The organism is Amycolatopsis xylanica (genome assembly GCF_900107045.1).
Classification (GTDB): Bacteria; Actinomycetota; Actinomycetes; order Mycobacteriales; family Pseudonocardiaceae; genus Amycolatopsis; species Amycolatopsis xylanica.
This window is the reverse complement of record NZ_FNON01000005.1, coordinates 738,830-764,598: the sequence shown is the minus strand read 5'-3', so window position 1 is coordinate 764,598 and position 25,769 is coordinate 738,830. Positions and strand designations below refer to the sequence as shown.

The 25,769-nt window shown below is 69.1% G+C and carries 19 protein-coding genes; 7 read left to right on the top strand and 12 right to left on the bottom strand.

Annotated features, from left to right (window positions below):
* Nucleotides 1–46: 46 nt before the first annotated feature.
* A complete protein-coding gene (locus BLV57_RS26310) occupies nt 47–1,804 on the bottom strand; it encodes a chitinase (protein ID WP_091293027.1) in 1,758 nt (585 codons plus the stop codon).
* Nucleotides 1,805–1,986: 182 nt separating this feature from the next.
* Here BLV57_RS26310 and BLV57_RS26305 point away from each other — a divergent pair, with 182 nt between their 5' ends.
* Entirely contained in the window at nt 1,987–2,343 is a 357-nt protein-coding gene (locus tag BLV57_RS26305; RefSeq protein WP_091293026.1) for a hypothetical protein, read from the top strand.
* Between the two features lie 62 nt (nt 2,344–2,405).
* On the opposite strand, the gene BLV57_RS26300 is transcribed toward BLV57_RS26305, so the two are convergent.
* From BLV57_RS26300 to BLV57_RS26280, 5 genes are all read right to left on the bottom strand, one after another.
* On the bottom strand, nt 2,406–3,476 hold the full coding sequence (locus tag BLV57_RS26300) for a polyprenyl synthetase family protein (RefSeq protein WP_091293024.1): 1,071 nt from the start codon (nt 3,474–3,476) through the stop codon (nt 2,406–2,408).
* Nucleotides 3,477–3,680: 204 nt separating this feature from the next.
* Nucleotides 3,681–3,905 carry a tautomerase family protein gene (locus tag BLV57_RS26295; protein ID WP_091293022.1) on the bottom strand — a complete coding sequence of 75 codons (225 nt, stop codon included), beginning with the start codon at nt 3,903–3,905 and terminating at the stop codon, nt 3,681–3,683.
* A 31-nt stretch (nt 3,906–3,936) separates the two neighbouring features.
* Nucleotides 3,937–7,713 carry an amino acid adenylation domain-containing protein gene (locus BLV57_RS26290; protein WP_245757520.1) on the bottom strand — a complete coding sequence of 1,259 codons (3,777 nt, stop codon included), beginning with the start codon at nt 7,711–7,713 and terminating at the stop codon, nt 3,937–3,939.
* A 90-nt stretch (nt 7,714–7,803) separates the two neighbouring features.
* Nucleotides 7,804–8,469 (bottom strand): response regulator transcription factor, encoded by a 666-nt coding sequence (locus tag BLV57_RS26285; protein ID WP_091293021.1) that lies wholly within the window; start codon nt 8,467–8,469, stop codon nt 7,804–7,806.
* 91 nt (nt 8,470–8,560) lie between these two features.
* Nucleotides 8,561–9,529 (bottom strand): ArsR/SmtB family transcription factor, encoded by a 969-nt coding sequence (locus BLV57_RS26280; RefSeq protein ID WP_091293019.1) that lies wholly within the window; start codon nt 9,527–9,529, stop codon nt 8,561–8,563.
* A 143-nt stretch (nt 9,530–9,672) separates the two neighbouring features.
* Here BLV57_RS26280 and BLV57_RS26275 point away from each other — a divergent pair, with 143 nt between their 5' ends.
* Together BLV57_RS26275 and BLV57_RS26270 are read left to right on the top strand one after the other, a co-directional pair.
* On the top strand, nt 9,673–10,170 hold the full coding sequence (locus tag BLV57_RS26275; protein ID WP_245757519.1) for an acyl-CoA thioesterase: 498 nt from the start codon (nt 9,673–9,675) through the stop codon (nt 10,168–10,170).
* A gap of 44 nt (nt 10,171–10,214) precedes the next feature.
* Nucleotides 10,215–11,162 carry a glycoside hydrolase family 6 protein gene (locus BLV57_RS26270; RefSeq protein ID WP_091293017.1) on the top strand — a complete coding sequence of 316 codons (948 nt, stop codon included), beginning with the start codon at nt 10,215–10,217 and terminating at the stop codon, nt 11,160–11,162.
* Nucleotides 11,163–11,204: 42 nt separating this feature from the next.
* On the opposite strand, the gene BLV57_RS26265 is transcribed toward BLV57_RS26270, so the two are convergent.
* Complete coding sequence (locus tag BLV57_RS26265) at nt 11,205–11,642, bottom strand: YybH family protein (RefSeq protein ID WP_091293016.1); 438 nt, start codon at nt 11,640–11,642, stop codon at nt 11,205–11,207.
* A 97-nt stretch (nt 11,643–11,739) separates the two neighbouring features.
* Here BLV57_RS26265 and BLV57_RS26260 point away from each other — a divergent pair, with 97 nt between their 5' ends.
* The 4 genes from BLV57_RS26260 to BLV57_RS26245 all read left to right on the top strand — a co-directional run bounded on the left by BLV57_RS26260 (nt 11,740) and on the right by BLV57_RS26245 (nt 15,117).
* Nucleotides 11,740–12,120 (top strand): YciI family protein, encoded by a 381-nt coding sequence (locus BLV57_RS26260; protein ID WP_091293014.1) that lies wholly within the window; start codon nt 11,740–11,742, stop codon nt 12,118–12,120.
* A complete protein-coding gene (locus BLV57_RS26255; protein ID WP_091293012.1) occupies nt 12,108–13,319 on the top strand; it encodes an RNA polymerase sigma factor in 1,212 nt (403 codons plus the stop codon). The genes BLV57_RS26260 and BLV57_RS26255 overlap by 13 nt, the downstream gene beginning before the upstream one ends.
* A gap of 161 nt (nt 13,320–13,480) precedes the next feature.
* A complete protein-coding gene (srmL, locus tag BLV57_RS26250) occupies nt 13,481–14,575 on the top strand; it encodes a PheS-related mystery ligase SrmL (RefSeq protein WP_091293010.1) in 1,095 nt (364 codons plus the stop codon).
* A complete protein-coding gene (locus tag BLV57_RS26245) occupies nt 14,554–15,117 on the top strand; it encodes a class IV adenylate cyclase (RefSeq protein ID WP_091293008.1) in 564 nt (187 codons plus the stop codon). Before srmL ends, BLV57_RS26245 begins: the two co-directional genes overlap by 22 nt.
* A gap of 308 nt (nt 15,118–15,425) precedes the next feature.
* Here BLV57_RS26245 and BLV57_RS26240 read toward each other — a convergent pair whose 3' ends face one another.
* The 5 genes from BLV57_RS26240 to BLV57_RS26220 all read right to left on the bottom strand — a co-directional run bounded on the left by BLV57_RS26240 (nt 15,426) and on the right by BLV57_RS26220 (nt 25,753).
* A complete protein-coding gene (locus BLV57_RS26240; protein WP_091293006.1) occupies nt 15,426–16,097 on the bottom strand; it encodes a response regulator in 672 nt (223 codons plus the stop codon).
* 10 nt (nt 16,098–16,107) lie between these two features.
* On the bottom strand, nt 16,108–18,648 hold the full coding sequence (locus BLV57_RS26235) for a histidine kinase (protein WP_091293004.1): 2,541 nt from the start codon (nt 18,646–18,648) through the stop codon (nt 16,108–16,110).
* Nucleotides 18,649–18,652: 4 nt separating this feature from the next.
* Nucleotides 18,653–18,883 (bottom strand): hypothetical protein, encoded by a 231-nt coding sequence (locus tag BLV57_RS26230; RefSeq protein WP_218134882.1) that lies wholly within the window; start codon nt 18,881–18,883, stop codon nt 18,653–18,655.
* A gap of 358 nt (nt 18,884–19,241) precedes the next feature.
* The gene (locus BLV57_RS26225) at nt 19,242–24,017 is read right to left on the bottom strand and encodes a cytochrome P450 (protein ID WP_091293002.1); all 4,776 of its coding nucleotides are present in this window, start codon (nt 24,015–24,017) and stop codon (nt 19,242–19,244) included.
* On the bottom strand, nt 24,017–25,753 hold the full coding sequence (locus tag BLV57_RS26220; protein ID WP_176968812.1) for a fatty acyl-AMP ligase: 1,737 nt from the start codon (nt 25,751–25,753) through the stop codon (nt 24,017–24,019). Before BLV57_RS26220 ends, BLV57_RS26225 begins: the two co-directional genes overlap by 1 nt.
* Between the last annotated feature and the right edge of the window lie 16 nt (nt 25,754–25,769).

Genomic DNA, 25,769 nt, shown 5'->3' with positions numbered 1-25,769 from the left:
GAGTGTTCCGGCCGGTTCTAACCGGTCGGAACACTCACGACCCGGCTTACGGGAGCCCGTTCAGGAACGGCTCGTGCGAGTTCTGGAACTCCCAGTTGTAGTAGCGGTCCCAGTTGATCGACCACGTCATCAGCCCGCGCAGCGCCGGGGAAGCGCCGCCGCGCAGCGTGTACGACCCACAGCCCGAGTTCTTGACGAGGCAGGTCAGCGCCGACTGCACCGCGGCGGGCGCCGTGTAGCCGTTGCCAGCGCTGACCGCGGCCGGGAGGCCGATCGCGATCTGGTCGGGGCGCAGGCCGGGGAAGAAGTTGCCCGTGGTCGACACGCTGAAACCGGCCTTGAGCATGTCGGTCATCGCGATGTGGAAGTCCGCGCCGCCCATGAAGTGGTACTGCTGGTCCAGGCCCATCACCGGACCGGAGTTGTAGTCCTGGACGTGCAGCACGGTCAGCGCGTCACGCAGCGCGTGGATGACCGGCAGGTACGCGCCGGTGCGGGTGTCGCCGCCGCCGACCCCGCCGTAGAACTGGTAGCCGACCTGGACGAAGAACGTCTCCGGCGCCATCGTCAGCACGAAACCGCTGCCGTACTTGGCTTTCAGCGACTTCAGCGCCGAGATCAGGTTGACGATCACCGGGGTGGTGGGGTTGCGGAAGTCGGTGTCGCCGGAGTTCAGCGCGAGAGAGTGGCCCTCGAAGTCGACGTCGAGGCCGTTGAGACCGTACTTGTCGATGATCGCCGAGACCGAGCTGACGAACTTGTCCCGCGCGGCCGTCGACGAGAGCTGGACCTGGCCGTTCTGGCCGCCGATCGAGATCAGCACCTTCTTGCCCTGCGCCTGTTTGGCGCGGATGGCGGCGATGAAGTCGGCGTCGCTCTCCACGGCCGGGCATTCCGCGACCGGGCAGCGGGTGAACCGGATGTCGCCCGAGGTCACCGAGGTCGGCTCGCCGAACGCGAGGTTGATGATGTCCCACGCGGCCGGGACGTCCGCCATCTTCGTGTAGCCGGAGCCGTTGGCGAAGCTGGCGTGCAGGTAGCCGATCAGCGCGTGTTTCGGCAGGCCGGTGTCCGTGCAGCCGGAGGTGGTCGCGCTCGCTTCGGCGCTGCGTGGCGACTCCCCCGCCGCGTTGTAGGCGGAGACCGAGTAACTGTGCGACGAGCACACGGCGAGCCCGGACAGGGTGGCCGAGGTGCCGGTGACGGTCGACTTCACCGCGCCGTTCTCGTACACCCGGTACCCGGTGGCGCCGGTGACCGCCGGCCAGCTCAGCGCGATCGAGTCCGCGGTGACCGTGCCGACCGAGGGCGTGCCGGGTGCGCTGGGCGCGCCCGGGGTGCCGCCGCCCGGGCCGTCGAGCGTGACGTCGTCGGCGTTGTACGTGCCCGCGCCGTACCAGCCGTGCAGGTAGAGCTGGGCCGAGGTCTGGTTCGCGGTCGTGGTGAACGACAGCGAGAGCTTCGTGTAGCCGGTCGCGGCCGTCCACGTCGACGGGCCGCCGGTGATGCCGAGGTAGACCGGGTTTCCCCGTACCCAGGCGGAAACCGTGTACGCGGTGTTCGGCACGACGGACACCGTCTGCGCGCACTGCGCGTAGTCCGAGCCGGCGGCGGTGGCGGCGAGCGCGTAGCTGCCGGAGTTCACCGGGCTGCTCACCACCGTTCCGGCCGGACAAGTCCACCCCGCGGTCGAGCCGCTTTCGAAACCGGGATTGGTCAACAGGTTGGCGGCGCTCGCGGCCGGGGCCCCGAAGGCGGCCAGCATGAGCACGGCAAGGGTCACGAGCAGTCTGGAACGCCTCATCGCGGTCCTCCAGTGTGATGTGACCCTTATTGTCTAGACCAATCTGGCCGCTGTCCAGAAGGACCACGCGCGCCACAGGTCCGCACCCGAGGTGACACTTTTCGCGAAGATCTTGGTCGGCCGTGTCGATCCCGGGGCAGCTGATTCGACGAAGGGACAAGAGGCCACGGAAGGGGAGCACAATGACCGCCACGACCACGAACCCATGGACCCTTTCCGGCAGGCTGGCCTGGGAGGACCGCGCCGAGGACGCCGGGCGGCTCGCGCCGGACGACCGGCTCACCTGCCACGTGCACGGCCGCTGGATCCACGAATGCGTGGCGTCACCACTGCACGTCAGCCAGGTGACCAGGCATCGATGGTGCCGTGCCTGCTCGGCCGGGCTGACCGTGGCGATCGACCAGCTCGGCCGCACGGTCACCATGGCCTGCCCCCGCTGCGGTGACGGCCACAGCCCGGCGACCGACCGCCTGATCACCGCCTGCCAGAGCAGCCTCACCCTGGCGCTGCGGCGCCCGCGCCGGCTCGTGGCCGCCTGACACCCGGGATAAAGCGGGCTTAACTCCGCGGGATAAAGCGGGCTTTATCCCGGGCGCCGGACTCACGAGATGCGGACCGCCGCCCGCCGCGCGAACTCACGCAACGCGGCGGTCACCGCGGGCGGCAGGTCCAGTCCGGTGAGCGCGCGTTCGCCGCGGCGGCACCGGGTGGCGATCATCCGCTCGACCGAGGACCGGGCGCCGGTCGCGTCGAGCACCGCACGAACCCGCGCCGCGTCCACTTCGGTCAGCTCGGGATCACCGACCAGGAACCGCAAAAGCCTTTTGTCGGCCGGTTCCGCGCGCGCGAGCGCGAGTGCCATCAGCACCGTGTGCTTGCCGGACCGCAGATCATCCACTGTGGACTTCCCGGTCTCGCCGGGGTCGCCGTAGACGCCCAGCAGGTCGTCGCGCAGCTGGAACGCCTCGCCGACCGGGATCGCGAACGCGGTGAGCCCGCGCAGCAGCGCCTTGTCCCCGCCTGCCAGCGCGGCGCCGAGGTGCAGCGGCCGCTCGATCGTGTACTTGGCGGTCTTCAGGCGCGCGATCAGCATCGCGTGCCCGAGATCGGTCGTCGGGCGCCCGGTCGCGAGCAGGTCGAGATACTGCCCGTACATCACCTCGGTGCGCATCGCGAACAGGATCGGCGCGACGGCCCGCCGTTGCTCGGGGGTGAGCGACGCGCCGTACAGGATCTCGTCGGTCCAGCTCAGCGCGAGATCGCCGAACAGGATCCCGGCGTTGGCGCCCAGCCGGTCGGGGTCCGGCCGGTCCGCGTGCCGCCCGGCGAGGATCCGGTGCAGTGTCGGCTGCCCACGGCGGATGTCACTTTCATCCATGACATCGTCGTGGATGAGCGCGAAGGCGTGGAACAGCTCGAGCGAGGCCGCGGTCGCGATCACCGCGTCGAACCCGCCGGAGCCACCGGCCGACTGCCAGCCGAGCACGCACAGCGCGGGCCGCAGGCGCTTGCCACCCGCGAACACGAACTCACCGAGCGTCTGCGGGATCCTCAGGTCGGTCAGGTGGGCGTCGGCGGGTTCGCGGGCCTTGGCGTTGAAGAACCGCGCCAGGTGCTTTTCGACCGCTTGGTGGATGACTTCCAGCTCCAGCGAAGCGACCGGGGTGTCCATGGGCGTCCTTCCCCTAGTGTGCGACGTGAGGGACCGGAACGCACCCCAGATACTGGGCCAGATTCGACCGGTCGGCATCCTCGTCCACACGACGGGGTGATTCCCGTGGAAAGATCTCTACTCACACGCGCACCGCGAGCCCTCCTCCCGGGTGTACTAGTCGTGAGTGGTATGGCCGGTTAGAACCGGCCATACCACTCACGACTAGTAATTCGGGGTCTTGCGGAGAAGCTCTTTGCGGGCAACGATCTCCGGCAGGTAGACGCGGTCGTTCCACGACTCCGGCGAGACCGCCTCGACGGCGATCGAGACGACGCCTTCGTCGCAGCCGAAGGCGTCGGTGACCGCCTTGGTGACCGCCGAGACCAGCGCCGCTTCGCGGTCGTTGGTGAGCGGGGCCGGGAAGTGCTTGATGCTGACGTGCGGCATGACTTTCTCCTTCAGTGGGTTTCAGTGGGTTTCACGGGGTGAGGCGGCCTGCGATGGCCTTGACGAGCGCGTCGATGCCGGGGTCCTTGAGCATGCTGTAGTGATCGGCGTCGACGTCGATCACCGTGGGCGCGACCGCGGAGTAACCCGAGCTGTTCTCGATGAACGAGTAGTCGTCGCCGCGCGCCTTGAAGATCGTGACCGGGGCGGAGATCCGGCGTTCGGCGAGTTCGCTGAAGACGTACTTGAACTGGTACGTCTGCCGCACCACCCGGACGATCCGGCGGACCAGGTCCGGGTCGAGGCCGTCGAAGCGGGCGCTGATGAACGCGACGAACGACTCGTCGTCGTCGACCGTGCGGAGGCATTCGTCCAGCAGCGGCCCGGTGATGCTCCCCGCGAAGACCGAGTACAGGATCGTCAGGTACGCCTCCGAACCGGCGCGCACGCGCGGCGCGCCCGGGGCGAGCAGGAAGAGATGGTCGACCTGCTCGCCCGCAAGCTCCAGCTGGTAAGCGGATTCGAACGCGACGCGCGCGCCGAACGAGTAGCCCCACAGCGTGTACGGACCGGACGGCTGGAGACGCCTGATGACCTCGACGTCGGCCGCGGCCATCTCCCGGATCGTGCGGTACGGGGTCTCCCCCGCGTTGATCCCGTACGCCTGCACGCCCAGGAACGGGCGGTCGATCTTGCCGGCCAGCGTGCGCAGATTCATCGCGTAGCCACCCAGTCCTGGCCAGCAGAAGATCGGCGAGCCCGACCCCTCCGAGCGCAGCCGGACCAGGCGTGAGCAGGTCCGGCCGTCGCCGCAGTCGACCAGCGTGGCGAGCTTCTCCACCGTGGGCGCCTCGAAGACCACCTGCAGCGGCAGCATGGTCCTGAACTCCTTGTTGATCTTGTTCACCAGCGCGACCGCGATCAGCGAGTTGCCACCGGACTCGAAGAAGTCGTCCAGCACCGAGACGGTGTCGCGGCGCATGACCTTCGTCCAGATACCCGCGATCCTGGCCTCGGTCAGCGAGCGGGGCGCCACGAACGGACGGTCCGCGACGTCGGCGATGTCCCAGTTGGACAGTGCGATCGAGTCGATCTTCCCGTTGACCGTCAAGGGGAGCCGATCCAGCACGACGACCCGGTTCGGCATCATGTAGTCGGGCAGGCAGGTGAGGAGATCGTCGCGGATCAGCTCGGTCGGGCCCTTCATGTGGACCACGTCCTCTTTCATCCCCATCGCGCGGACCTGCTCGTCGCTGACCTTCCCGCCGACGGAGAAGTACGACGGGTTGCGGGTGCCGAGAATGCCGTCCAGCCGTCGTGCCGACGGGAGGTCGTTGCCGGTCTTCGAGCTGTAGCCCGCGGACATGAAGCCGAAGTTGAGCTCGTTCATCTGCAGGTGGTGCAGCTTCCGGCCGAGGTCGACGTAGCTGCGCCACGACTCGCCCCTGGCCACCAGCGAGATCCCGATGCTCGCCCGCTCGTAGACCTGCTGGTTGATCGCGATCACGTGCTTCTTCAGCACGAGTTCGCCCGACACCCGATGCAGGTCGCCGTCGGCGTACCGGTACTGCCCGGCGGGCAGGTCGGCGACACGTCCCGGATGCGACTGGACGTAGACGTCGAGCGCGTCGTCCGGGCGCGGCCCGGAATACGGGATCACCTCGAAGGCGCCGAGGTAGTAGTCCTCCTCCGGGCATTCCACAATGGACTTGACCTCGGGCGCGAGCGGTGCCGCGCGCATGTCGAAGCCGTGCTCGGGCAAGATTTCCTCGAACAGCCCGACCATGTGACCGGCCTCGATCTCGAGCACCTCTTGGATGTTGTTCTTGTACACCGGCTCGATGGCCTGCTTCTTGCCGATGAAGTGGACCTTCACCGTGGCCGCCGGGACGGTCGCCGACTCGATCAGGATCAGCTGGTGCAGCACCGGCTGGTAGTAGTAGAACCCGGGCCGCAGGCCGAAAGCGTTCAGCTCGAAGTACATCTGCGTCGCGTACAGCGAGCCCGGCGACGCGTAACCGTACTTCGGCAGCAGCCGCTCGTTGCTCTGGAACTGGCCGAAATACCGCAGTATTTCCCCGAATTCGGCGAAATCGAGATCCCCGACCGCACGCGGGTCGACGCCGCCGACCTGTGAGTCCAACAACTTCAGGATGTCCGCTTTGAGGAACGTGCCGCCCTCGAAGAAGCGGTACGTCTTGCGCGCGAACACACGGCGGCGCTGTTCCGGCGTGGGCATCCAGCCGCGCAGGTCGACCACCGGCTTGCCGCTCAGCGAAGCCGCGTCGCGGCAACCACTGTTCGCCAGCTGCGCCTTGATCTGCAGCTTGCTCTGCTTGGACTGGTGATGGGCGCCGTGGTTGCCCTGGTCCATCAGCGCGGCCTCCTTGGGATTCAGCTCGATGAACGCGATGAGCTCTTGGAAGCGGCCACCGTCCTTCACCACGACCGCGGCGTTCTTGACCCACTCGTGGTTCTCGATCGCGAGCCGGATCTCGTCCAGCTCGACCCGGAACCCGCGCAGTTTCACCTGGTTGTCGGTCCGGCCGACGAACTGCACGGTGCCGTCCGCGTTCCAGTACCCCAGATCGCCGGTGCGATAGAGCCGGGAATACCCGAAATCCGCCTGGAACGGGTTGTCGATGAACCGTTCCCCGGTCAGGTCGGGCCGGCGCAGATACCCGCGCGCGAGCTGGATCCCGCCGACGTACAGCTCCCCGACCTCGCCGACGGCGACCGGCTCCCGGCGCTCGTCCAAGATGTAGTACTGCGTGTTGTCCACGGGCGCGCCGATCGAGATCGTCGGCGGCCCCTCGGCCAGCGCGTCGCGATCGACCGTGTGCGCGGACGAGTTGATCGTGCATTCGGTGGGGCCGTACAGGTTGACCAGCGCGCAGTCCGGCAACGCCGTCACGCATTCGAGCGCCAGCGCCTTCGACAATGCCTCGCCACCACTGAAAACCTGCCGCAGTGAGTCGCAAGTGGACAGTTCCTCGGTGTCCACTAAGGCCTGCAACAGCGTCGGTACACATTGGATGGTCGTCACGTCGTAACGCCGGATCAGCGCGAGCAGCCTGTCCGGGTCGCGATAGGCGCCGGGTCCGCCGACGACGACCTGGGCGCCGACGCAGGGCGCGAGGATCTCCCACTGCGCGGCGTCGAAGCTCATCGGCGTCTTCTGCAGCACGACACGGCTTTCGTCCAGGCACTGGACGCGCTGCAGCCAGCGCATCTGGTTGACGATGGCGCGGTGGTCGACCATCACGCCCTTCGGCTTGCCCGTGCTGCCGGAGGTGTAGATGACGTACGCCAGGTCGTCGGCCGACACCGGAACCCGCCGCTCCCCCGAGCCCTCGAACGTGACCACGCGCGCGCCCGGCGCGAGTTCCGTCGCGCGCGCGACCAGCCCAGGCTGCGTGAGGATCACGCCGACGCCATGGTCCTCGATCATGTACCGCAGGCGTTCTTCGGGATATTCCGGCGAAAGCGGCAGATACGCGGCTCCGGCGAACAGGATCCCCCACGCGCCCACCGGCAGCTCGAGCGACGGCTCGGCGAACAGGCCCGCACTGCCGTCCACACCGGACTCCAGCAGGGCGCCTGCCAGCGCCTCCGCACGCGCCACCAGCTCGCGGAAGGTCAGCGACTCGTCCTCGTACCGGATCGCGACCGCGTCCGGCCGTATTCGGGCCTGCTCCCGGAGCAGATCCGGCAGACATCGCGTGTCGACCGGCACCTCGGTCGCGTTGAACTTCCGGGTGACCAGTGCCACCTCATCCGGCGCGAGGACCTGCTTCGCCTGGTTCACGTTCGGCTCCCTCGGTCAAGGCCGCTGAGACAAGTTGCGGCAAACCTAAGGAGCGCGACTTCCGATCGACTATCGATCGGCTATCCGCGTTTACACGGCAGGACGGCGTGCGGGAACGAACGAGTCCCTGATCATGAGCACGGCTTCGAGCCGGTTGCGCGCGCCGAGTTTCGTGAGCGCGTGCGAGACATGGCTTTTGATGGTCGCGTTCGAGACGCCGCACAGCTTCGCGGCCTCGGCCGTCGACATGCCTTGGCCGAGCAACGTCAAGACTTCGCGCTCGCGGTCGCTGAGCTTCAGCACGACCTCCGCGCGCGGCGATGACTCCGCGCGCGGAACGTACAGCTCGAGCAGTTCCGGCGACAGCACCCGGTTCCCGGCCGCGACGGCGTGCACCCCGCTGACCACGCCGTCGAGTTCGGTGTTCTTCACCAGGCAGCCGGACGCGCCCGCGGCGAGCGCGTTGTCGAGCCCGCGCCGGGTCCAGTCCATCCCGAGCACCAGCACCGGGATGCCGCGCCCGGCGAGCTCACGGACCACGCCGAGCAGGAAGTCACCGTGCCCGAGCCCGAGCACGACCACGTCGGCCTGCCCGAGCGGCCAGTCGGCGATCGGGCGGTGACTGTCCACCACCGCGACGACCGAGAGGCCCTGACCGGCGCTGAGCACGCCCTCGACGAAGTGCCCGGAGATCGGGTCGTGCTCGGCGAGCAGGGTACGGACGCGTGGCCCGGAATCCTCGGAAGGATTCGTCATCGCTGGGTACTTCCTCTCCGCGGTGGTGACTATGCGTCACCTTCCAGCGGAATTGCCAGGCCGTCAACAACGTTCGGCCGGGGCCGAATGGTCACCGGGCCATGGGCCCCAGCAGCAGCTGCAGCCCCAGCGGTGAGGCACGATGCATGGTCGACCGGCCGCGGTGCCTGCTCTCGATCAGCCCGGCCTGGCGGAGCACGGACGCGTGCTCACTCGCCGTCGCCGGGGCGATCTTGAGCCGCCGCGCCAGGTCGGTGGTGTTGAGGTCCTCCTCGGCGAGCGTGCGCAGGATCCGGGCCCTGGTCTCCCCGATCAGCGCCTGCACCGCGGCGCCCGTGTCCTCCGCGCGCTTGGCGCCGAGCGCCGTCCAGTGGCCGACCGAGTAGACCAGCACCGGCGGCAGCTTCGGGTTCTTGTACGTGGTCGGCATGCCCATGCAGAAGAACGCCGGGATCAGCCGCAGCCCCCGGCCGTTCAGGTGCAGGTCCTGGTCGACCGGGAACTCGACCTCCAGCACCGGCGCACGCCAGCGCGCCGCCGGGTGCAGCGTCGAGAGCAGCCTGCCCGGCCCGGCGACCTGCAGCGTCTCATTCCGCCGCGACAGATCGCGGCCGACAACCTTGGTGATGTGCTTCCAGTGCGGCGCGATCCCGCGCTGGAAGTAGTCACGCACGGCCGTGCCGAGCACGCGGACGTCGCCGTCGCTCACCCGATCGGCCCACTGCGGCAGCCGGTGGTCCTTCGCGAGCTCCGCCAGGTCCTCACGGACGTCCTCGGCGGGCGTGGCGGCGAGCGCGTCGATGCCCTCGTCGATCGTGGCGACCGTGGCGGGCGGGGTGAGGAAGTCCGGGCAGTACCCGTGCGAGGGGATCAGGTCCAGCAGCGCGCGGCCGTTCGGCGGCAGCACCGCGCGGGTGCTGTCACGCCAGCGCCCGAACACCGGCGCGCCTTCGGGCCTGCGCAGCCGGTACGAGCTCAGCAGCAGTTCCCACATCGGGTCCGCGGACGGCGCGAGCTCGATCCGGGACAGGTCCGCTTCGGTGAAGTGGATACGCAGCACTGCTTCTCCCCGGCGGTCGGCGGCCAGTACGGGCGGATGCTAACCCATGTATGCAGCTGTTGACACCGAGTGCCCACTGGGAGTGACACAGTCCGCATTTGCCCCGTATCAGCGTAAAACACGCCTCGGCTACCGTCAGCCTCGTGAACCACTCCGGGCTACCCACCGACGCCGCCAGGCTGACCCTGTCGCACATCATGGCCAACACCGACACCAACCTGCTGGGCACCGTGCACGGCGGGGTGATGATGAAGCTCGTCGACGACGCGGCCGGTGTCGTCGCCGCGCGGCATTCCGGCGGTGCGGCGGTGACCGCGTCCATGGACGAGATGCTCTTCCTCACCCCGGTCCGGGTCGGCGACGTGGTCCACCTGCGCGCCCAGGTCAACTGGGCGGGCGCCACCTCGATGGAGGTCGGCGTGCGCGTCGAGGCCGACCGCTGGGACGCGACCGTGCCCGCCGTGCACGTCGCGACCGCGTACCTGGTGATGGTCGCCATCGACAGCGACGGCAAGCCCCGTTCCGTCCCGCCGGTGCTGCCCGAGACGCCCGAGGAGAAGCGCCGGTTCGCCGAGGCGGAGATCCGCAGGCGCCACCGGCTCGCCCGGCGCGCGGCGATCCTCGAGTCCCGCAGCCGCTGACGCTTTTGTACGGTTCGTGTACGCCGGGCCCGCACCCTCGGCGCATGCGAACGCTGACCCGACTGGCCGTCGCGGCCGTCCTGATCACCGGCCTGCAAGCACCGGGGACCGCCTTCGCGGCGGGCAACCCGCTGGAGAAGACCAACGGTTTCTACGTCGACCCCGGCTCGAACCCGGCCGTCTGGGTCCGTGACCACGCGGGCGACCCGCGTGCGGCCTCGATCAAGTCGGCGATCGCGTCGAAGCCGGGCGCGCGGTGGTTCGGCAACTGGAGCGGCGACATCCGCACGTCGGTCGACGCGTTCACCTACGCCGCCGACGTCGCGGACAAGCTGCCGATCCTGGTCGCGTACAACGTCCCCGGCCGCGACTGCGGCGGCCACTCCGGCGGCGGCGCGGGCAGTCCCGAGGCCTACCGGACGTGGATCTCGAACTTCGCCGCGGGCATCGGCGGCAAGCCGGCGGTCGTGATCATCGAGCCCGACGCGCTCGCCCAGCTCGACTGCCTCCCCGCCGCCGACCGCCAGACGCGTCTCGACCTGCTGCGGTACGCCGCCACCCAGTTCGCCGAGAAGGCGCCGAACACCTGGGCGTACATGGACGGCGGCAACGCGACCTGGATCCCGGCCGCGACGATGGCGCAGCGGCTCGACGCGGTCGGCGTGCGCTCGATCCGTGGCTTCACGATCAACGTGTCGAACTTCCACACCACCGCGGACTCGGCCGCGTACGGCCGGTCGGTGACGGCCGCGCTCGGCCATCCGGCCCAGTTCGTGATCGACACCAGCCGCAACGGCAAGGGCTCCAACGGCGAGTGGTGCAACCCGGCCGGCCGCAAGCTGGGCACGCCGACACAGGTCGGCGGCGGGGCGGACCTGCTGGTCTGGGCCAAGGTGCCCGGCGATTCCGACGGCGACTGCGGCATCGGCAAGGGCATCCCGGCCGGGACCTTCAGCCCCGACCTCGCCACCCGCCTCATCACCGGCTCGTGAGTGTTCCGGCCGGTTCTAACCGGCCGGAACACTCACGACCCCTCAGGGCTTGAGGTCGACGGCGGCCCGGAACGACCCGTCCATGTAGAACGGCGTCGACTGGTGCTCGTGCGTGACCAGCCACTCGCCGTCGATCTTGCGCAGGCCGACCGTCACGCGGAACCACAGGTCGAACTGCTCGGTGTCCCCCTGCGGCGTCGCCGAAAGCCGGGTGAGGCCGTGGGCGAACGCGACGTCCTCCCCGATCGCCAGCTCCAGGTCACGGAACTCGTAGTCCATCTCGCCGGTGAAGCCCGCGAGCCACGCCCCCACCCCCGCGGGGTCCGTGACCGCCTCGCCGGAGTTGCTCAGCGGCGGGGCCAGCGTGAAGGTCACGGCGTCCGGCGCGAAGCGGGCGACGAGCGCGTCGGCGTCCTTGGCGCGCATCGCGGCGACGTGGGCGGCGAAGATCTCGCGGATGCGGGTCTCGTCCTGGGTCATGATGATCTCCTAAGCTTCGGTACCTCTTTCGTAAGCGGTGTAGAAGCCATCGATCCGGTTTCGACATCCGGGTGAAAGATTCTTTTGGGAGGCGCCCGTGAAGTACCTGATCCTGGTCTTGAGCAACGAGAAGTCCCGCGCGGCCTGGGAAACCCTGAGCGAACAGCAGCAGCTGGAGTTCGGCATGGCGCACCGGGCGCTGTCCGAGCAGCTCGCCGCGTCCGGTGAGCTCGTCTACTCCGAAGGCCTCGTGCCGCAGGAGCACGCGAAGCGCGTCTCCGTGCGCGACGGGCAGATCATGAGCACCGACGGCCCGTTCGCCGAGGTCAAGGAGTGCTTGGCCGGGTACTACCTGGTCGACGTGCCGACGATCGAGCGCGCGGTCGAGCTGGCCGCGCTGGTCCCGGACGCCGCGCTCAGCGAGGTCGAGGTCCGGCCCGTGTTCGAAATGAGCATGCTGGACGAATGGGCGAAGTGAGCCGGGCGATCGAGGACCTGCTGCGCGAACTCGCGCCGCAGGTGCTCGGCGTGCTCGCCCGCCGCTTCGGCGAGTTCGGCACCTGCGAGGACGCGGTGCAGGAGGCCTTGCTCGCGGCTTCGATCCAATGGGCCGACGAAGGACTGCCCGGTAACCCGAAAGGGTGGCTGATCACGGTCGCTACCCGGCGCCGGACCGAGATCCACCGCAACGAGACCGCCCGCCGCCGTCGCGAAGAGACCGTCGCCGCCGAGCCGCCGCCCGAGCCCGGATCGTCGGTCGACGACACCCTCACCCTGCTGTTGCTGTGCTGCCACCCCTCGCTCACCCCCGCGTCCCAGATCGCGCTGACGCTGCGCGCGGTCGGCGGCCTCACCACCGGCGAGATCGCGCGGGCGTACCTGGTCCCGGAATCGACGATCGGGCAGCGCATCAGCCGCGCGAAGCAGCGGATCAAGGCCACCGGCACCGAGTTCCGCCTGCCACCGGCCGACGAGGTCGCCGAACGGCTGAAGCAGGTGCTGCACGTGCTGTACCTGATCTTCAACGAGGGCTACACCGCCAGCTCCGGCGAGGACCTGCACCGCGTCGAGCTGACCGCCGAGGCGATCCGGCTGACCCGCCAGCTGCGCGAGCGGCTGCCCCAGGACGGTGAGGTCGCCGGGCTGCTCGCGCTCATGCTGCTCACCGACGCCCGCCGCCCCGCCCGCACCCGCGCCGACGGCGCGCTCGTGCCGCTCGCCGAGCAGGACAGGACGCTGTGGGACGGCGAGGCCATCGTCGAAGGCGTCGAGCTGATCACCCGCACGCTGCAGGACGCGCCGATCGGCCCGTACCAGCTGCAGGCGGCGATCGCGGCCGTGCATGACGAGGCCCCGCGCGCCGAAGACACCGACTGGCCCCAGATCCTCGGCCTCTACGACCTGCTGACCGCGCTGACCCCGGGTCCCATGGTCACGCTCAACCGGATCGTCGCGTTCGCCATGGTCCACGGGCCGGGCGACGGGCTGCTGGAGCTGTCCGTCGCCGAGGCCGATTCCGCGCTCGCCGGCCATCACCGCGTGTCGGCGGTCCGCGCGCATCTGCTCGACCTCGCGGGCGACCACGAAGAAGCCCGCAAGTACTACCGGCTCGCCGCGAGCCAGACGCTCAGCCTGCCGGAACAGCGCTACCTGGAATCGCGCGCGGAACTCGCTTGATCGAGCACCGCGGACACGGCTACCGTTTCCACCATGACTGACACGCGCCGATTTAGCGGCCCCTGGTCCCGTACGGGCACCAGCGGGTCTTCGACGCGCCGCTGACTCCCGATGGTGGCCAGGGGATTTTTCCTTCCCTCAGCCATAACAAGGAGCCAGCCATGCCACAAAGCCTTACCCCGGAACAACTTTCCCGCGACCTCGCCGTGCGTGATCTCACCGATCCCGCCGAGGGACCGCACGCCGTACAGCTCGTCCTCGAACGCGCCGTTACCGCTTTGAGTACGTTGTGGGACTGCGAAGTCCGTTGGTGCCGCGGCCCGAGAGTCGTGACGATCGAAGACAACTACGACAATCTCGGCTACGCGGGCGCGGACGTCACGCGCGATGCGCGCTATACCCGCTATGTCGACGAGCATCGGATGCTGCGCAGTCACTCGAGCGCACTCGTCCCCGCCGCGCTGCGGGAACTCGCCGCCCATCCGGTCGATGACGTGCTGCTCGTGTGCCCCGGGATCGTGTACCGGCGAGACTCGGTCGACCGGCTGCACACCGGGACCCCGCACCAGCTCGACCTGTGGCGCCTGCGGCGCGGCACACTGACCGAGCCCGACCTCGCCGCCATGATCACCGCGTTGCTGGAAGCGTTGGTACCCGGCGCTTCCGACCTCCGGTCACCGCGCGCCCACCCGTACACGACCTCCGGCCTCCAGGTCGACGCCAACGGCATCGAGATCCTCGAATGCGGTCTCGCGCACCCGGCGGTGCTCGCGCGCGCCGGCCTCGACGGATCGTGGAGCGGCCTCGCGATGGGCATGGGACTTGACCGGATTCTCATGCTGCTCAAGGAGATCCCCGACATCCGGCTGTTGCGCACGGACGGCCAGATGACCGACCTCGCGCCCTATCGCCCGGTCTCCCCCATGCCCGCGATCCGGCGCGACGTGTCCATCGCGGTCGACGCCGGCGACCTCGCCGAGGACCTCGGCGACCGCGTCCGCACCGCGCTCGGCGACGACGCCGACTGCGTCGAGTCGGTCGAGATCCTCAGCGAGACACCGTGCTCTGCCTTGCCCCCGCAAGCACTCGACCGGCTCGGCGCTCGACCTGAGCAGAAGAACATGCTGGTCAAGATCGTTCTCCGGCACCTGGAGCGCACGCTTTCGGATCCGGAGGCGAACTCGTTGCGCGACCGCGTTTATGCTGCGCTGCACCAAGGTCCGAGGGAGCACCCATGCCGATCGAAGCCGAACTGACCGCGGTACTGCGGAACCCGGACGAGGTCCGCGCCGCGTTGAGTGCCCGCGCGGAGGTCGAGCGCTGCACCTACTCCGACACGTACTACGACTGGCCGGACCACCGGCTCACGGAAGGCGACTACAACCTCCGCGTCCGCACGGTCACCACCGGCGAGTCGACGCGAACCCTGCTCACCTTCAAGGAGCCGAGGACCGGTCCTTCACGGCACGCGAAGCCCGAGCACGAGACCGAAGCGGGCGACGCCGGGGTGTTGCGCACGATCTTCCACGGACTCGGCCTCGTGGAACGGATCGCCTTCCGGAAGCACTGCGAGAACTTTCACTTCACCGACCGTGGCCACGACCTGCTCGCGACCGTGGCCGAGATCCCGGACCTGGCCGGGCAGACGTTCCTCGAACTGGAGACGCTCGTCGAACCCGAGCACGTCGACACGGCACTCAAGGTGATCCGCGCCGTCCTGCACGACCTCGGCGTCACCGACGACGACCTCTCGACCCAGTCCTACACCCGCCGAGTCGCCGCCCTGCGACGGTCGTGAGTGTTTAGGCCGTTTAGAACCGGCCTAAACACTCACGACCCCGGTCTCCCCTGGCCGGGGCCGTGAACACGGGGTTCCCCTGCTGCACCCAACGAAGTTGATCTTCGCGAAACCCGAGTTTGGGCCAGTGGATGGCCCAAACTCGGGTTTCGCGTGGCCATACCCGACAGCTTGGGCACGAGTGGTAACTCAGCTGCATCTAGCGGAGCAGAGGTACCACTCGTGCAACACACCAACCCGGACGGCACGAACGGGGCGCATGTCACGCTCAGCGTCACGGAAGTGGCGTTTGTTCCGTCCAGCCCGGCTTAGGGACCGGCGACCAGGCCTTCTCGGACCGCCCACAAAGCCGCTTGGGTCCGCGAGGCCAGGTCCAGCTTCGAGAGCACATTGCTCACGTGGGTCCGGGCCGTCCGCTCACTGATCACCAGCGCGTCCGCGATGTCCCGGTTCGACTTCCCCTGCGCCACCAGCACCAGGATCTCGCGTTCGCGCGGGGTGAGGACGGTCGCCGTCCGCTGCGGCGCGACCAGCGAGCGCGTCAGTTTCCGGGCCACGGCCGGATCCAGGTGCACCTGGCCGCGGTTCGCGGCGCGGACGGCGGCGACCACCTGGTCGGCTTCGGCGTCCTTGAGGAGGTACCCGGCCGCGCCGGCCTCGAGTGCCGAGTGGACGCGCTCGGCCTCGGAGAAACTGGTCAGCGCCACGACTTCGACGTGCGGGTAGAGCTTCTTGATCGCGCGGGTGGCGGCGATGCCGTCGAGGCGGGGCATGAGCAGGTCCATCAGGACGACGTCGGGCAGCTTGTCGTCGTGGGCGGAGACGGCGAGCTGGTCGAGTGCCGACTGGCCGTCCGGGGCCTCGCCGAGCACCTCGATGTCGTCGAGCATGTCGAAGAATGCGCGCATACCGCGCCGGACGACCACGTGGTCGTCGACGAGGAACACCCGGATCGGCGGCGAGCCGCCCGTCTGGGTCATGGTGGTTCTCCTACGTTTCGTACTCGTTCTGGATGACCCCCGGCAGGACCGCCCGCACGGTCGAGCCGGTGGGTGAGCTGGCGATCGTCAGCCTGCCGCCGAGCCGTCTCGTGCGCTCGCGCATACCGTCGAGGCCGAGGTGCCCCGGATGCTGCTCCTCGGGGTCGAACCCCGTGCCGTCGTCGGTGACCTCGACGACCAGTGTGCCGCCATCCGCGATCAGCGTGACATCGACCCGGCTCGGGCCCGCGTGCTTCACGCTGTTGTGGACGGCCTCCTGCACGACCCGGAACAGTTCCTCCTCGGCCCGTTCGGACAGCGGCACGCGGTCTTCCGGCGCGTGCACCTCGATCCGGATGTTCTCGCGGACGGCGATCGCGGCTGCCCGTTTGCGGATCGCCTCGGCGAGCCCGTCCTCGTGCAGCGCGTCGGGCCGGAGCTGGAACAGGGCCGCGCGCATCTCGGCGAGCGCGCCCTGGGTGAGGCCGCGCAGCTCGGTCAGGCCGCGCGCGACCGGGCCGCCCGGATCACCGCCTTCCTTCTGCACCGCGAGCTCGACCGCGCGGGTGTGCAGCGTCATCGAGAACAGCGCCTGTGAAACGGAATCGTGCAGCTCGCGGGCCAGCCGGTGGCGCTCCTCGAGCGCGGCGACCTGGGACGCCTCGTCGAGCAGTTCCATGACCTCTTCGACGCGCAGCTGCTCCTCGCCGACGACCGAGGCGATCATGATGCGCGCCGAGGCCGCGCCGACGGACCCGGCGAGCAGGGTCTCGGCGTGCTGCACCAGTTCGGGGGCCGCCTCCGCCTCGGGGGCGACGGCCAGGCCACGGTCACGCGCATACTTGTCCAACGCGCCGTCGGCGCCGACGAAACGCTCGGTCAGCGTCCGCAGCTCCCCCACGGTCACCCGGCCGCGCCAGATCCGCGGCCGCTCCGGGTCGGCGAGCGCGTCAACGAACAGCACCGCCTGCGCCCGCTCGGCCGCGGTGGGCGGGCGGCCCGCGAGCGAGACCGCGAAATAGCCGCCGATGTTGACCAGCATGCTCCAGAACATCGCGTGCCCGACCGGGTCCATCCCGGTGAGCCCGAACAACGCCTGCGGGCGCAGCGCGGCGATCCCGAACGGCCCGTGCGCCAGGAACGAGCGCGGCAGCAGCCCGGCGTCGGCGAAGGTCGGCAGCGCCAAGGTATACGCCCATACGGCGAAACCGGCCGACATCCCGGCGAGCGCGCCGTTGCGGGTGCCGCCCTTCCAGAACAGTCCACCGAGGATCGCGGGCGCGAACTGCGCGACCCCGGCGAACGAGACGAGCCCGATCGACACCAGTTCCGTGCCCTGGCCCGCGAACCGGAAGTAGGCGTAGCCGAGCAGCATCACCAGCACGATCGCGATGCGGCGCACGGCGAGCGTGACGCCCGCGAGGTCACCACGCCGGGTCAGCCTCGGATACCGGCGCAGCAGGATGGGCACCACCAGCGAGTTCGACACCATGGTGCTCAACGCCACCGTCTCCACGATGATCATGCCGGTGGCCGCGCTCAGGCCGCCGACGAAGACCAGGAGTGTAAGCGCTTCCTGCGCCGACGCCATCGGCAACGCCAGCACGAACGTGTCCGGATTGACCGAACCGCCGAACTTGAGCAGGCCGGCGGCCGCGATCGGCAGCACGAAGATGTTGATCACCAGCAGGTACAGCGGGAACATCCAGATCGCGCGCTTGAGATGCCCCTCGTCGACGTTCTCGACCACGCCGACCTGCCATTGCCTCGGCAGGAGCAGCACCGCGAGCCCGGAGAGCACGATCATCCACGTCCACGTCGCCGTGGTGCCGCCCAGCGAGAACAGCGTGGTGAGCTTCGCGTGCGCGGCCTGGGTGAAAAGGTCGCCGAAACCGCCGTACAGCCCGAAAGTCACGAAGACTCCCGCCGCGACGAACGCGACCAGTTTCACGACCGACTCGAACGCGATCGCCGCGACCATGCCCTCGTGCCGCTCGGTCGCGTCGAGATGCCGGGTGCCGAAGAGGATGGCGAACCCGGCCAGCAGCAGTGCCACGTAGAGCGCGGTGTCCTGGAAGAACGGGACGGCCGGGGTGGTATCCGGCTGGCGGCGGATGACCTCGAAGGTGGTCGACACCGCCTTGAGCTGCAGCGCGATGTACGGCACGACCCCGAGCACCGCGATCACCGTGACCAGCCCGCCGAGCCAGGTGCTCTTGCCGTAGCGCGCGGAGATGAAGTCCGCGAGCGAGGTGATCCGGTTGCGCCTGCTGATCCGGATGATCCGGCGCAGCACCAGCCAGCCGAGGCCGAACATCAGCGTCGGGCCGAGATAGGTCGTCAGGAAGCCGACGCCGCTGGTGGCCGCGCGGCCGACGCTGCCGTAGTACGTCCACGAGGTCGCGTACACGGTGAGCGAGAGCGCGTAGATGGTGCCGCGGCTGATCAGGCTCCGGCCCGCGTCGGCGCGGCGGTCGCCGTAGAACGCGACCGCGAAGAGCACGGCGAGGTAGGCGACGGACACCGTGACCACGACCCAGGTCTGCAGCACCGCGCTATCCCGAGCGTCCGGCGAGCGCGGCGGCCAGTCCGATGAGGACGGCCCAGACCACGAACAGGTAGGCCCAGATGACCGGCACCCCGAAGACCTGGGCGCCGGTGTTGAACACCGACAGCAGCGGCGGCACGAGCAGCACGAATCCAAACACCGTTATCAAAATCAGGCGGCCGTTGAACGACTGGTCCTCCTCCGGCCCGTTCACCTCGCCGCGCCCCGTCTCCGCCACCCGCGCCCCCACTACACCCTTGCCGCGATTCCGCCCGCGAAATACCGACGATCTCCGTCAAGTTCGGTCAGCGTAGAACGCGCGGCGCGGCGGTGCATCCCGGAAGCCGCTGATCGGGACACCGAATCCGATAATCGCGGATGCGAAGGCGGCAAAACCGCGCACCCGGCCTTTGTGCGGCGCGCACAAAGAAATCGTTGTGCGCACCGCACAGTCGATACGGAAACCGCAGTTGGGCAAGTGCTCGACCCGGCGCCCGCCTGGCGCGCTTTGGTACGCGGGCCAGGCGGGCGGCCGGGTGAAAAGTCCGATTTGGACGTGGCGGAAAATTCTTGGCGGGTACGGGCGTGTCGCGGCGTCAGTCGACGCGGACGTGGAGCGTTTCGAGCCCTCGCAGCAGCGGGTCGTCGCGGAACACCGGCGCGGGCTTGTCCGGGTCGAGCCGCAGCTTGGGGAACCGGGTGACCAGCTTGGAGAAGTACGTCTGCCCCTCGATCCGCGCCAGCGCGGCGCCGATGCAGAAGTGGATCCCGAAGCCGTAGCCGAGCTGCCCGTTCGGCTCGCGGGTGATGTCAAGCCGCTCCGGGTCGGGGAACCGCGCCGGGTCCCGGTTGGCCGCGCCGACGACCGGGTACAGCAGCTGGTCCTTCTTGATCAGCTGACCGCCGATGACCACGTCCTCGACCGCCTGCTGCGGGGTCATGATCGGGGCCGGTCCGTCATAGCGCAGCAATTCCTCGGCCGCGTTCGGCGCGAGCCCCGGGTTTTCCCGCAGCAACCGCATCTGGTCCGGATTACCGAATAATGCAAACGTTCCATTGGCGAGGTAATTCGCGGTGGTCTCCAGCCCCGCGTTGAGCATCGCCATGCAATTGAGGATCAGTTCCTCGTCGGTCAGTTTCCCGTCCGGACCGGTCAAGGTGACCAAGGTCGAGAGCAGGTCGTCCTTCGGCTCCCGCCGCCGCTCGCCGATGATCTCGATCAGCCGCTCGTTGAACTCGTTGAGCCCGACGTGCGCGGCCGAAGCGATGGCGGGCGCGTCCTTCGCGTACTGGGCGCCGAGCAGCTGCATCATCTCGGTGGACAGGTGCGTCATCCTGGCGTGGTCCTCGCGGGGGACGCCGATGAACTCCATGATCACCGTGGACGGCAGCGGGTAGGCGATCGCGGTCATCAGGTCACCGCCGCCGTCGGCCTCGATCCGGTCGAGCAGCCGGTCGGTGACCGCCTCCACCTGCGGCCGGTAGGACTCGATCAGCTTGGGGGTGAACGCCTTGCTCATCAGCCTGCGCACCCGCGTGTGGTACGGCGGGTTCGCGAACGGCAGCATCAGCCCGAGCTGCCGCTCGAAGTTCGCCATCCGGTCGCGCATCACCTGCGGCACGGAGGCGAACAGGTAGTCGGTCACCGGCGGCCGCAGGATCGCGTGGTTGCGCAGCAGCTTCGACACGTCGTCGTAGCGCGTGAAGATCCAGCCGCCGACGGTGTCCTCGTAGTGGATCGGCGCGCTCTCCCGCAGCGCGCGGTAGAACGGGTACGGGTCGTTGAGGAACGCCGGGTCGAGCGGGTTGAACGCGATCGTCGTCTCGGCTTTCGACCGGGCGGATTCGGCCTGGATCAACGTGTTCGCGCTGCGGCGCTCCTCATCGGACAGTGCGGTGTGGACGGCCGCGGCCACCTTCTCGTCGTTGGGCTCGACGAACATGGTGAAGTGGTCGCCGGGGATCTCGACGAGGTCCAGCTCGCCCAGTTCGACCTCTTCCCAGCCGTTGGCGGGCAGGTCGAGCTTGAGCGCGGTGTTGCGGTGCGGCTTCATCACCGGCGGGAAGCCGTCCATGGCCTTGAGCAGCGTGACCTTGAGATCGGACGGCCGGGGCTGGTACTTGACGTTGGCCTCGATGTTCGCCTGGTACACGCGGAGCATGTTGCCGATGTGCTCCTCGACCGGCAGTGAGCCGTTCGCGCCGAGGAACCGGCCGAGCCGCTCTTTCTGTTCCGACACGGCCAGTTCCGGGTCGATCTCGACGCCGGCAGGGCCGCCCGACTTGAACGCGAGCCGGTTCATGGTGAGCAGCTCTTCGATGGCGGCCGCGTCGTCCTCGGGCGGCAGCGGCTGGCCGGGGATCGGCACGTACGAGTCGAGCAGCACGATCCGCGTGACCTCTTCGCCCGCCTCGCGCAGCTGGCGGCCCATCTCGTAGGCGACCACGCCGCCGAACGAGTGCCCGCCGAGCAGGTACGGGCCGTACGGCTGGACCAGCCTGATCGACTCGATGTACCGCGCGGCCAGCTCCTCGACCGTGTCGAGCGGGTCCTCGCTGCCGTCGTACCCGGGTGCGCGCACACCGTAGAACGGCCGCGCCGAGCCGACATCCCTGGCCAGCTGCAGCAGGTAGTACGCCGCCCCGAGCGCGCCGCCGACGCAGAAGAACGGCCGCGCCGCGGTCAGTCCTAACAGGAGGGTGGAGTTCGTGGTCGTCGTGCTCTCGGCGGGTTCTTCCTTGACCGCCAGGTGCCGCGCGATCGAGTCGATGGTCGGGTGCTCGAGGAACAACGTGTGCGGGATCCGGAACCCGAGCCAGTCCGACAGCCCCGACTGCAGCGCGGCGACCGACATGGACTCCAGCGCGAACCGGTCCAGCCGGACCGTCGCGCCCACCTGGTCCGCGGGCAGCCGCAGCTCGGCGGCGACGTTCTCGATCAGCCAGTCGCGCAGAGCGTCCACAGTGGGCTCAGGCCGGTTGAGCAGCACCGGCTGTTCCGTAGGCGCGGCAAGGAAATGCCCGAAGACGTCGTCGCCGCCGTCGAAGTGCTCGCGCACGAGTTTCCGGCTGTACGCGACCGTGCACTCGACCAGCTCATAGGCGGGCAGGCTGCCCGCGTGGAACGTGTGCCGCTGACCCTGCAGGTGCTCGATCCGGTCGTACACGCCGTCGAGGATGTCCTCGCTGCCGAAATGCGGCAGGAATCGCCAGCGCCGCTGGGTGTGCACCTCGACGAGTTCGCCGCCCATGCGCTCGACGTTCTCGCGCAGCTTGATGACGATGTCGTCGCCGTCGAGCCCTGGCTCGCCATAGGAATAGCAGGCGTAGACGTCCTGGTCGGGATAGCGGTGATGGAACGCGACGGCGTGCCCGCGCGCGGCCGATGGCCGAGTGTGCTGATCGACCAGGTAGAACGCGGACCTGGGCAGGCCGGTCGCGGTGATGACCGTGGTGTAGTAGTCCATCACGCGCACGCGCCCGGCGAGGTCGCGCTCCTCCGGGGTCGCGTCGAGCACCGGCAGCAGCTGGTCGAGCGGGACGGTCAGCACGAGGTCGTCGGCCGTCACCACGCCCTGGTCGGTCGTGATCCGCACGCCCCCGGTCCCCGCGTCGAGGTCACGGTCGATCGCGGAAATCGTTGTCCCGCAACGGACATCGCTGAGCTGCGCGGCGACCTTCTCCCACAGGCCCTTGAACCCGCCGAGGATGGTGAAGCTGCCGGTGTGCCCGAGCAGCTCCGGCTTGGCCGACAGCAGGCCGGTCATCTCGGCGTACTTCACGAAGTAGAGCGCGGGCAGATCACCGGCGAGGTAGCCGTACCCTGCCGAGGTGTAGCCGATGCCGAGCGACTCGGCCAGCGACTCGAGGCCCTGCTCGGTGAGCCACTGTGAGACGGGCTGCGCCAGCGACCGCGCCGAGTGCGCGAGGCCCGGTTCGGCGATCTGCGGGAACAGCCGGTCGCGCAGCTCCGCGTACTTGCCGAACGTCTCGCGCCGGAAGAAGGCCGTGCTCTGCGGCTTCGCCTCGCCGTCGTCGAGGTCGTAGACCCGGTGCGGGGTGGTGTCCTCGGTCGGCATGCCGAGCTCGGCCGCGAGCTGGGCGACGTTGGCGTACTGGGTGGTGCAGACATGCCCGCCGAGGTCGTACGCGCGGTCGTCGATGTCGACCGACTCGCATTTGCCACCGACCTCGGGCAGGGCCTCCAGCACGATCGCGCGGTGCCCGGCGCGTTCCAGTTCCCTCGCCGCGCTCAGCCCGGCAGGACCGGCGCCGATCACCGCGATGGTCCGCTTAGGACTGTCCTCTGTGGAGTGACCGGAGAACGGGCAGCCGATCATCTTCGGCGCCGGCTCGGCCGGTTCTTCCAGGCGCGCGGCCGCGCTGAGGCTGTACAGCAGCACGCGCAAGTGGTTCAGCGAGGCGTTCTCGTACGGCGAGGTCGCGAGCACACTGCCGAGCGACTCGGGCGCGACCGCCGGGCTGAAGCGCAGGCCCTCGATCTTCGCGTTGGTGACCAGCGAGTCGAGCTGCAGGGTCGCGAGGTCGATCCACGGCAGGTCCCATGGCCGCATGCAGTCGAGCGCGAGTTCGTTCTCCTCGTCCGACTCGGTGACCGGGTGCAGCTGGACCTGCAGGGTCCCGCCGATCGGGCCGCCTTCGAGGATCCGCTCCCGCAGTTCGAGGTGCAGGAAGTTCTTGGGCCTCGGGTCGTCGATGTCGCCGGGGTCACGCGGGTTCTCCGCCGGCGGCTCGGGCGGCAGGCCGCGGCCCTCGAAGTCGACGTGCCCGGTGTCGGGCGCGCCGGTCGCGGGCAGCAGCCGGTAGCGCACGAGGTACTGGGTGCCGTCCGCCGCGATATAGCCGGTCGGCGCCTGCGAGTAGTAGTGGTAGTCGGCGAAAGTGCTGGCATAGCGGTAAAGCCGCCAGCCGTTCCGCTTGAAGTCCGGCACCTCGCGGTCGATGTCGTCGGCCTCGCCGTTGGAGTACCGCAGGAACATGTCCGCGGTGCGCAGGAAGAACAGTTCGCCCGTGTTGAGCGACAGGTCGAGCAGGCCCTCCTCGGTGCCGGGATCGCGCAGCCGGAGCGTGATCCCGCGGATCGACGGCGCGATGTCGTCGCTCTCGACCCCGTTGCTGTACCGGGCGAGCACGTCGAATTCCCGGCCCGGGCGCAGGAAATCATGCGCGGGCAGGTCGAGCGTCTCGTTGAGCTTGAGCGTGCCCGCCGCTGTGGTCGCGTTCTTGTGGAACGTCCGCGCGCGCGTCATCCGGGCGGCGTCGACCAGCGGCGACAGGCCGTCGAGCACCGCCTGGAAGTCCGCGTCGACCTCGAGTAGACGCGGGTCGCCGACCCCGTTCGAAAACCGCATCACGCCTCCACACTCTGCTGAACCGAAACCCGGATCGTGGCGGGCGAGGAGGTGATCTCCCCGCTGACGAAAGCCTGCTTGCAGGCGAGCCGCCGCACCTTGCCGCTGGTCGTCTTGCGCACCGTGCCCGCCTTGCCGACCACGACCGCGTGACACGCGAGCTGATGGTCGTCGTAGACCTGACGCCGGACCGCTTCGACGATCCCGTCGACGTCGGCCGCGGTCACCTTCTCCTGCTTGGTCTCCACGAACAGCACGAGCTGCTCGCCCTGCTCGTGGTCAACGGCGAACGCCGCGACCCCGCCGGGGCGCACGAGCGGGTGCACGTCGCGGACGCAGTCCTCGATGTCGGACGGGTAGAGGTTGCGGCCACGCACGATGATCAGGTCCTTGAGGCGCCCGGTGATGAACAGTTCGTCCTCGTGGAAGAAACCGAGGTCGCCGGTGCGCAGGTAGTCGCCGTCCTCGCCGTCGACGCGGGCGTGGAACGTCTCGCCGGACTCCATGCCCCAGTAGCCGAGTCCCTTGGTCGGCGAGTCGACCCAGATCTCGCCGACTTCGTCCTCCCGGCACGGGACACCGGTCGCGGGGTCGACGATCCGGACCGCGCCCGGCTTGGTGATCCGGCCGCACCCGAGATAGGTGACACCGTCCGGCGCGGCGACCACCTTGCCACTCTCCAAAGAGGACTTGTCGACCGTCAGCACGGCGCGTCCGCCCATCGACACACTGACCGAGGTTTCCGCCAGCCCGTAGGCGGGATAGAAGACCTCGCGCTTGAGCCCGGTGTCCGCGAACGCGGTGAAGAACGCGTCCACAGTGGAGGGACGGATCGGCTCGGCCGCCGACATGACCACCCGCAGCGAGCCGAGGTCCCAGGCCGCGCGCTGCGCCGGGGTCGTCTTGCGGACCGCGAGTTCGAACGCGAAGTTCGGCGCGGCGGTGTGCGTGGCGCGGACGCGCGCCATCACGTCGAACCAGACGGACGGGCGCTGCAGGAACGTCATCGGTGACATCAGCGTGGTCCGCCCGTTGCCCGCGATGGTCGAGCAGATCACGCTGATCAGTCCGAGGTCGTGGTACTGCGGCACCCAGAACACCCCGCGCGTGTCCGGGCCGAGCCCGAGATCGGCGGCGTTCGCGGTGACCTCGTGGGCGAGGTTGCCGTGGGTCAGGATCACGCCCTTGGGCGTCGCGGTCGACCCGGAGGTGTACTGCAGGAACGCCGGATCACCGAGGCCGGGATCGTGCCAGGTCACCGGGCCGGACACGGTCTTCTTCTTGTCCGTGCGGTACCAGCCGAGACTCGGCCAGCTCGGCGCGTCCTTGCTGAAGAAGCTGGTCACCGTGCCCGCGGTGCGCGAGCGGTCGTAGAAACTGTTGGTGAGCACGCCACGGGCGCCGCAGTTGTCCACAATGGCCGTGAAGGTGGCGAGGTCCTTCTTGAGCTTGAACGGGTTCGGCGGGTAGACAGGCACCGGCAGCACCCCGGCCGCCAGGCAGCCGAGGAACGCGCCGACGAAGTCGAGCGAGGGCGGGTAGACCAGGATCGCCCGGTCGCCGGGCTGGAATCCCCACTCCCGCACCGCTTCCACGACGCGATCGGCCGCGTCGCCGAGTTCACGCACGGTCAAGCTGGCCTCGGGCTGGCCTTTCTCGTCGACGAAACTGAACAGGCGACGATCCGGATCGGTGGCGCGCAGCCTCTGGAACGCGGCGAGGATGTGCTCGGTCACGGGAGCCTCCGGGGGA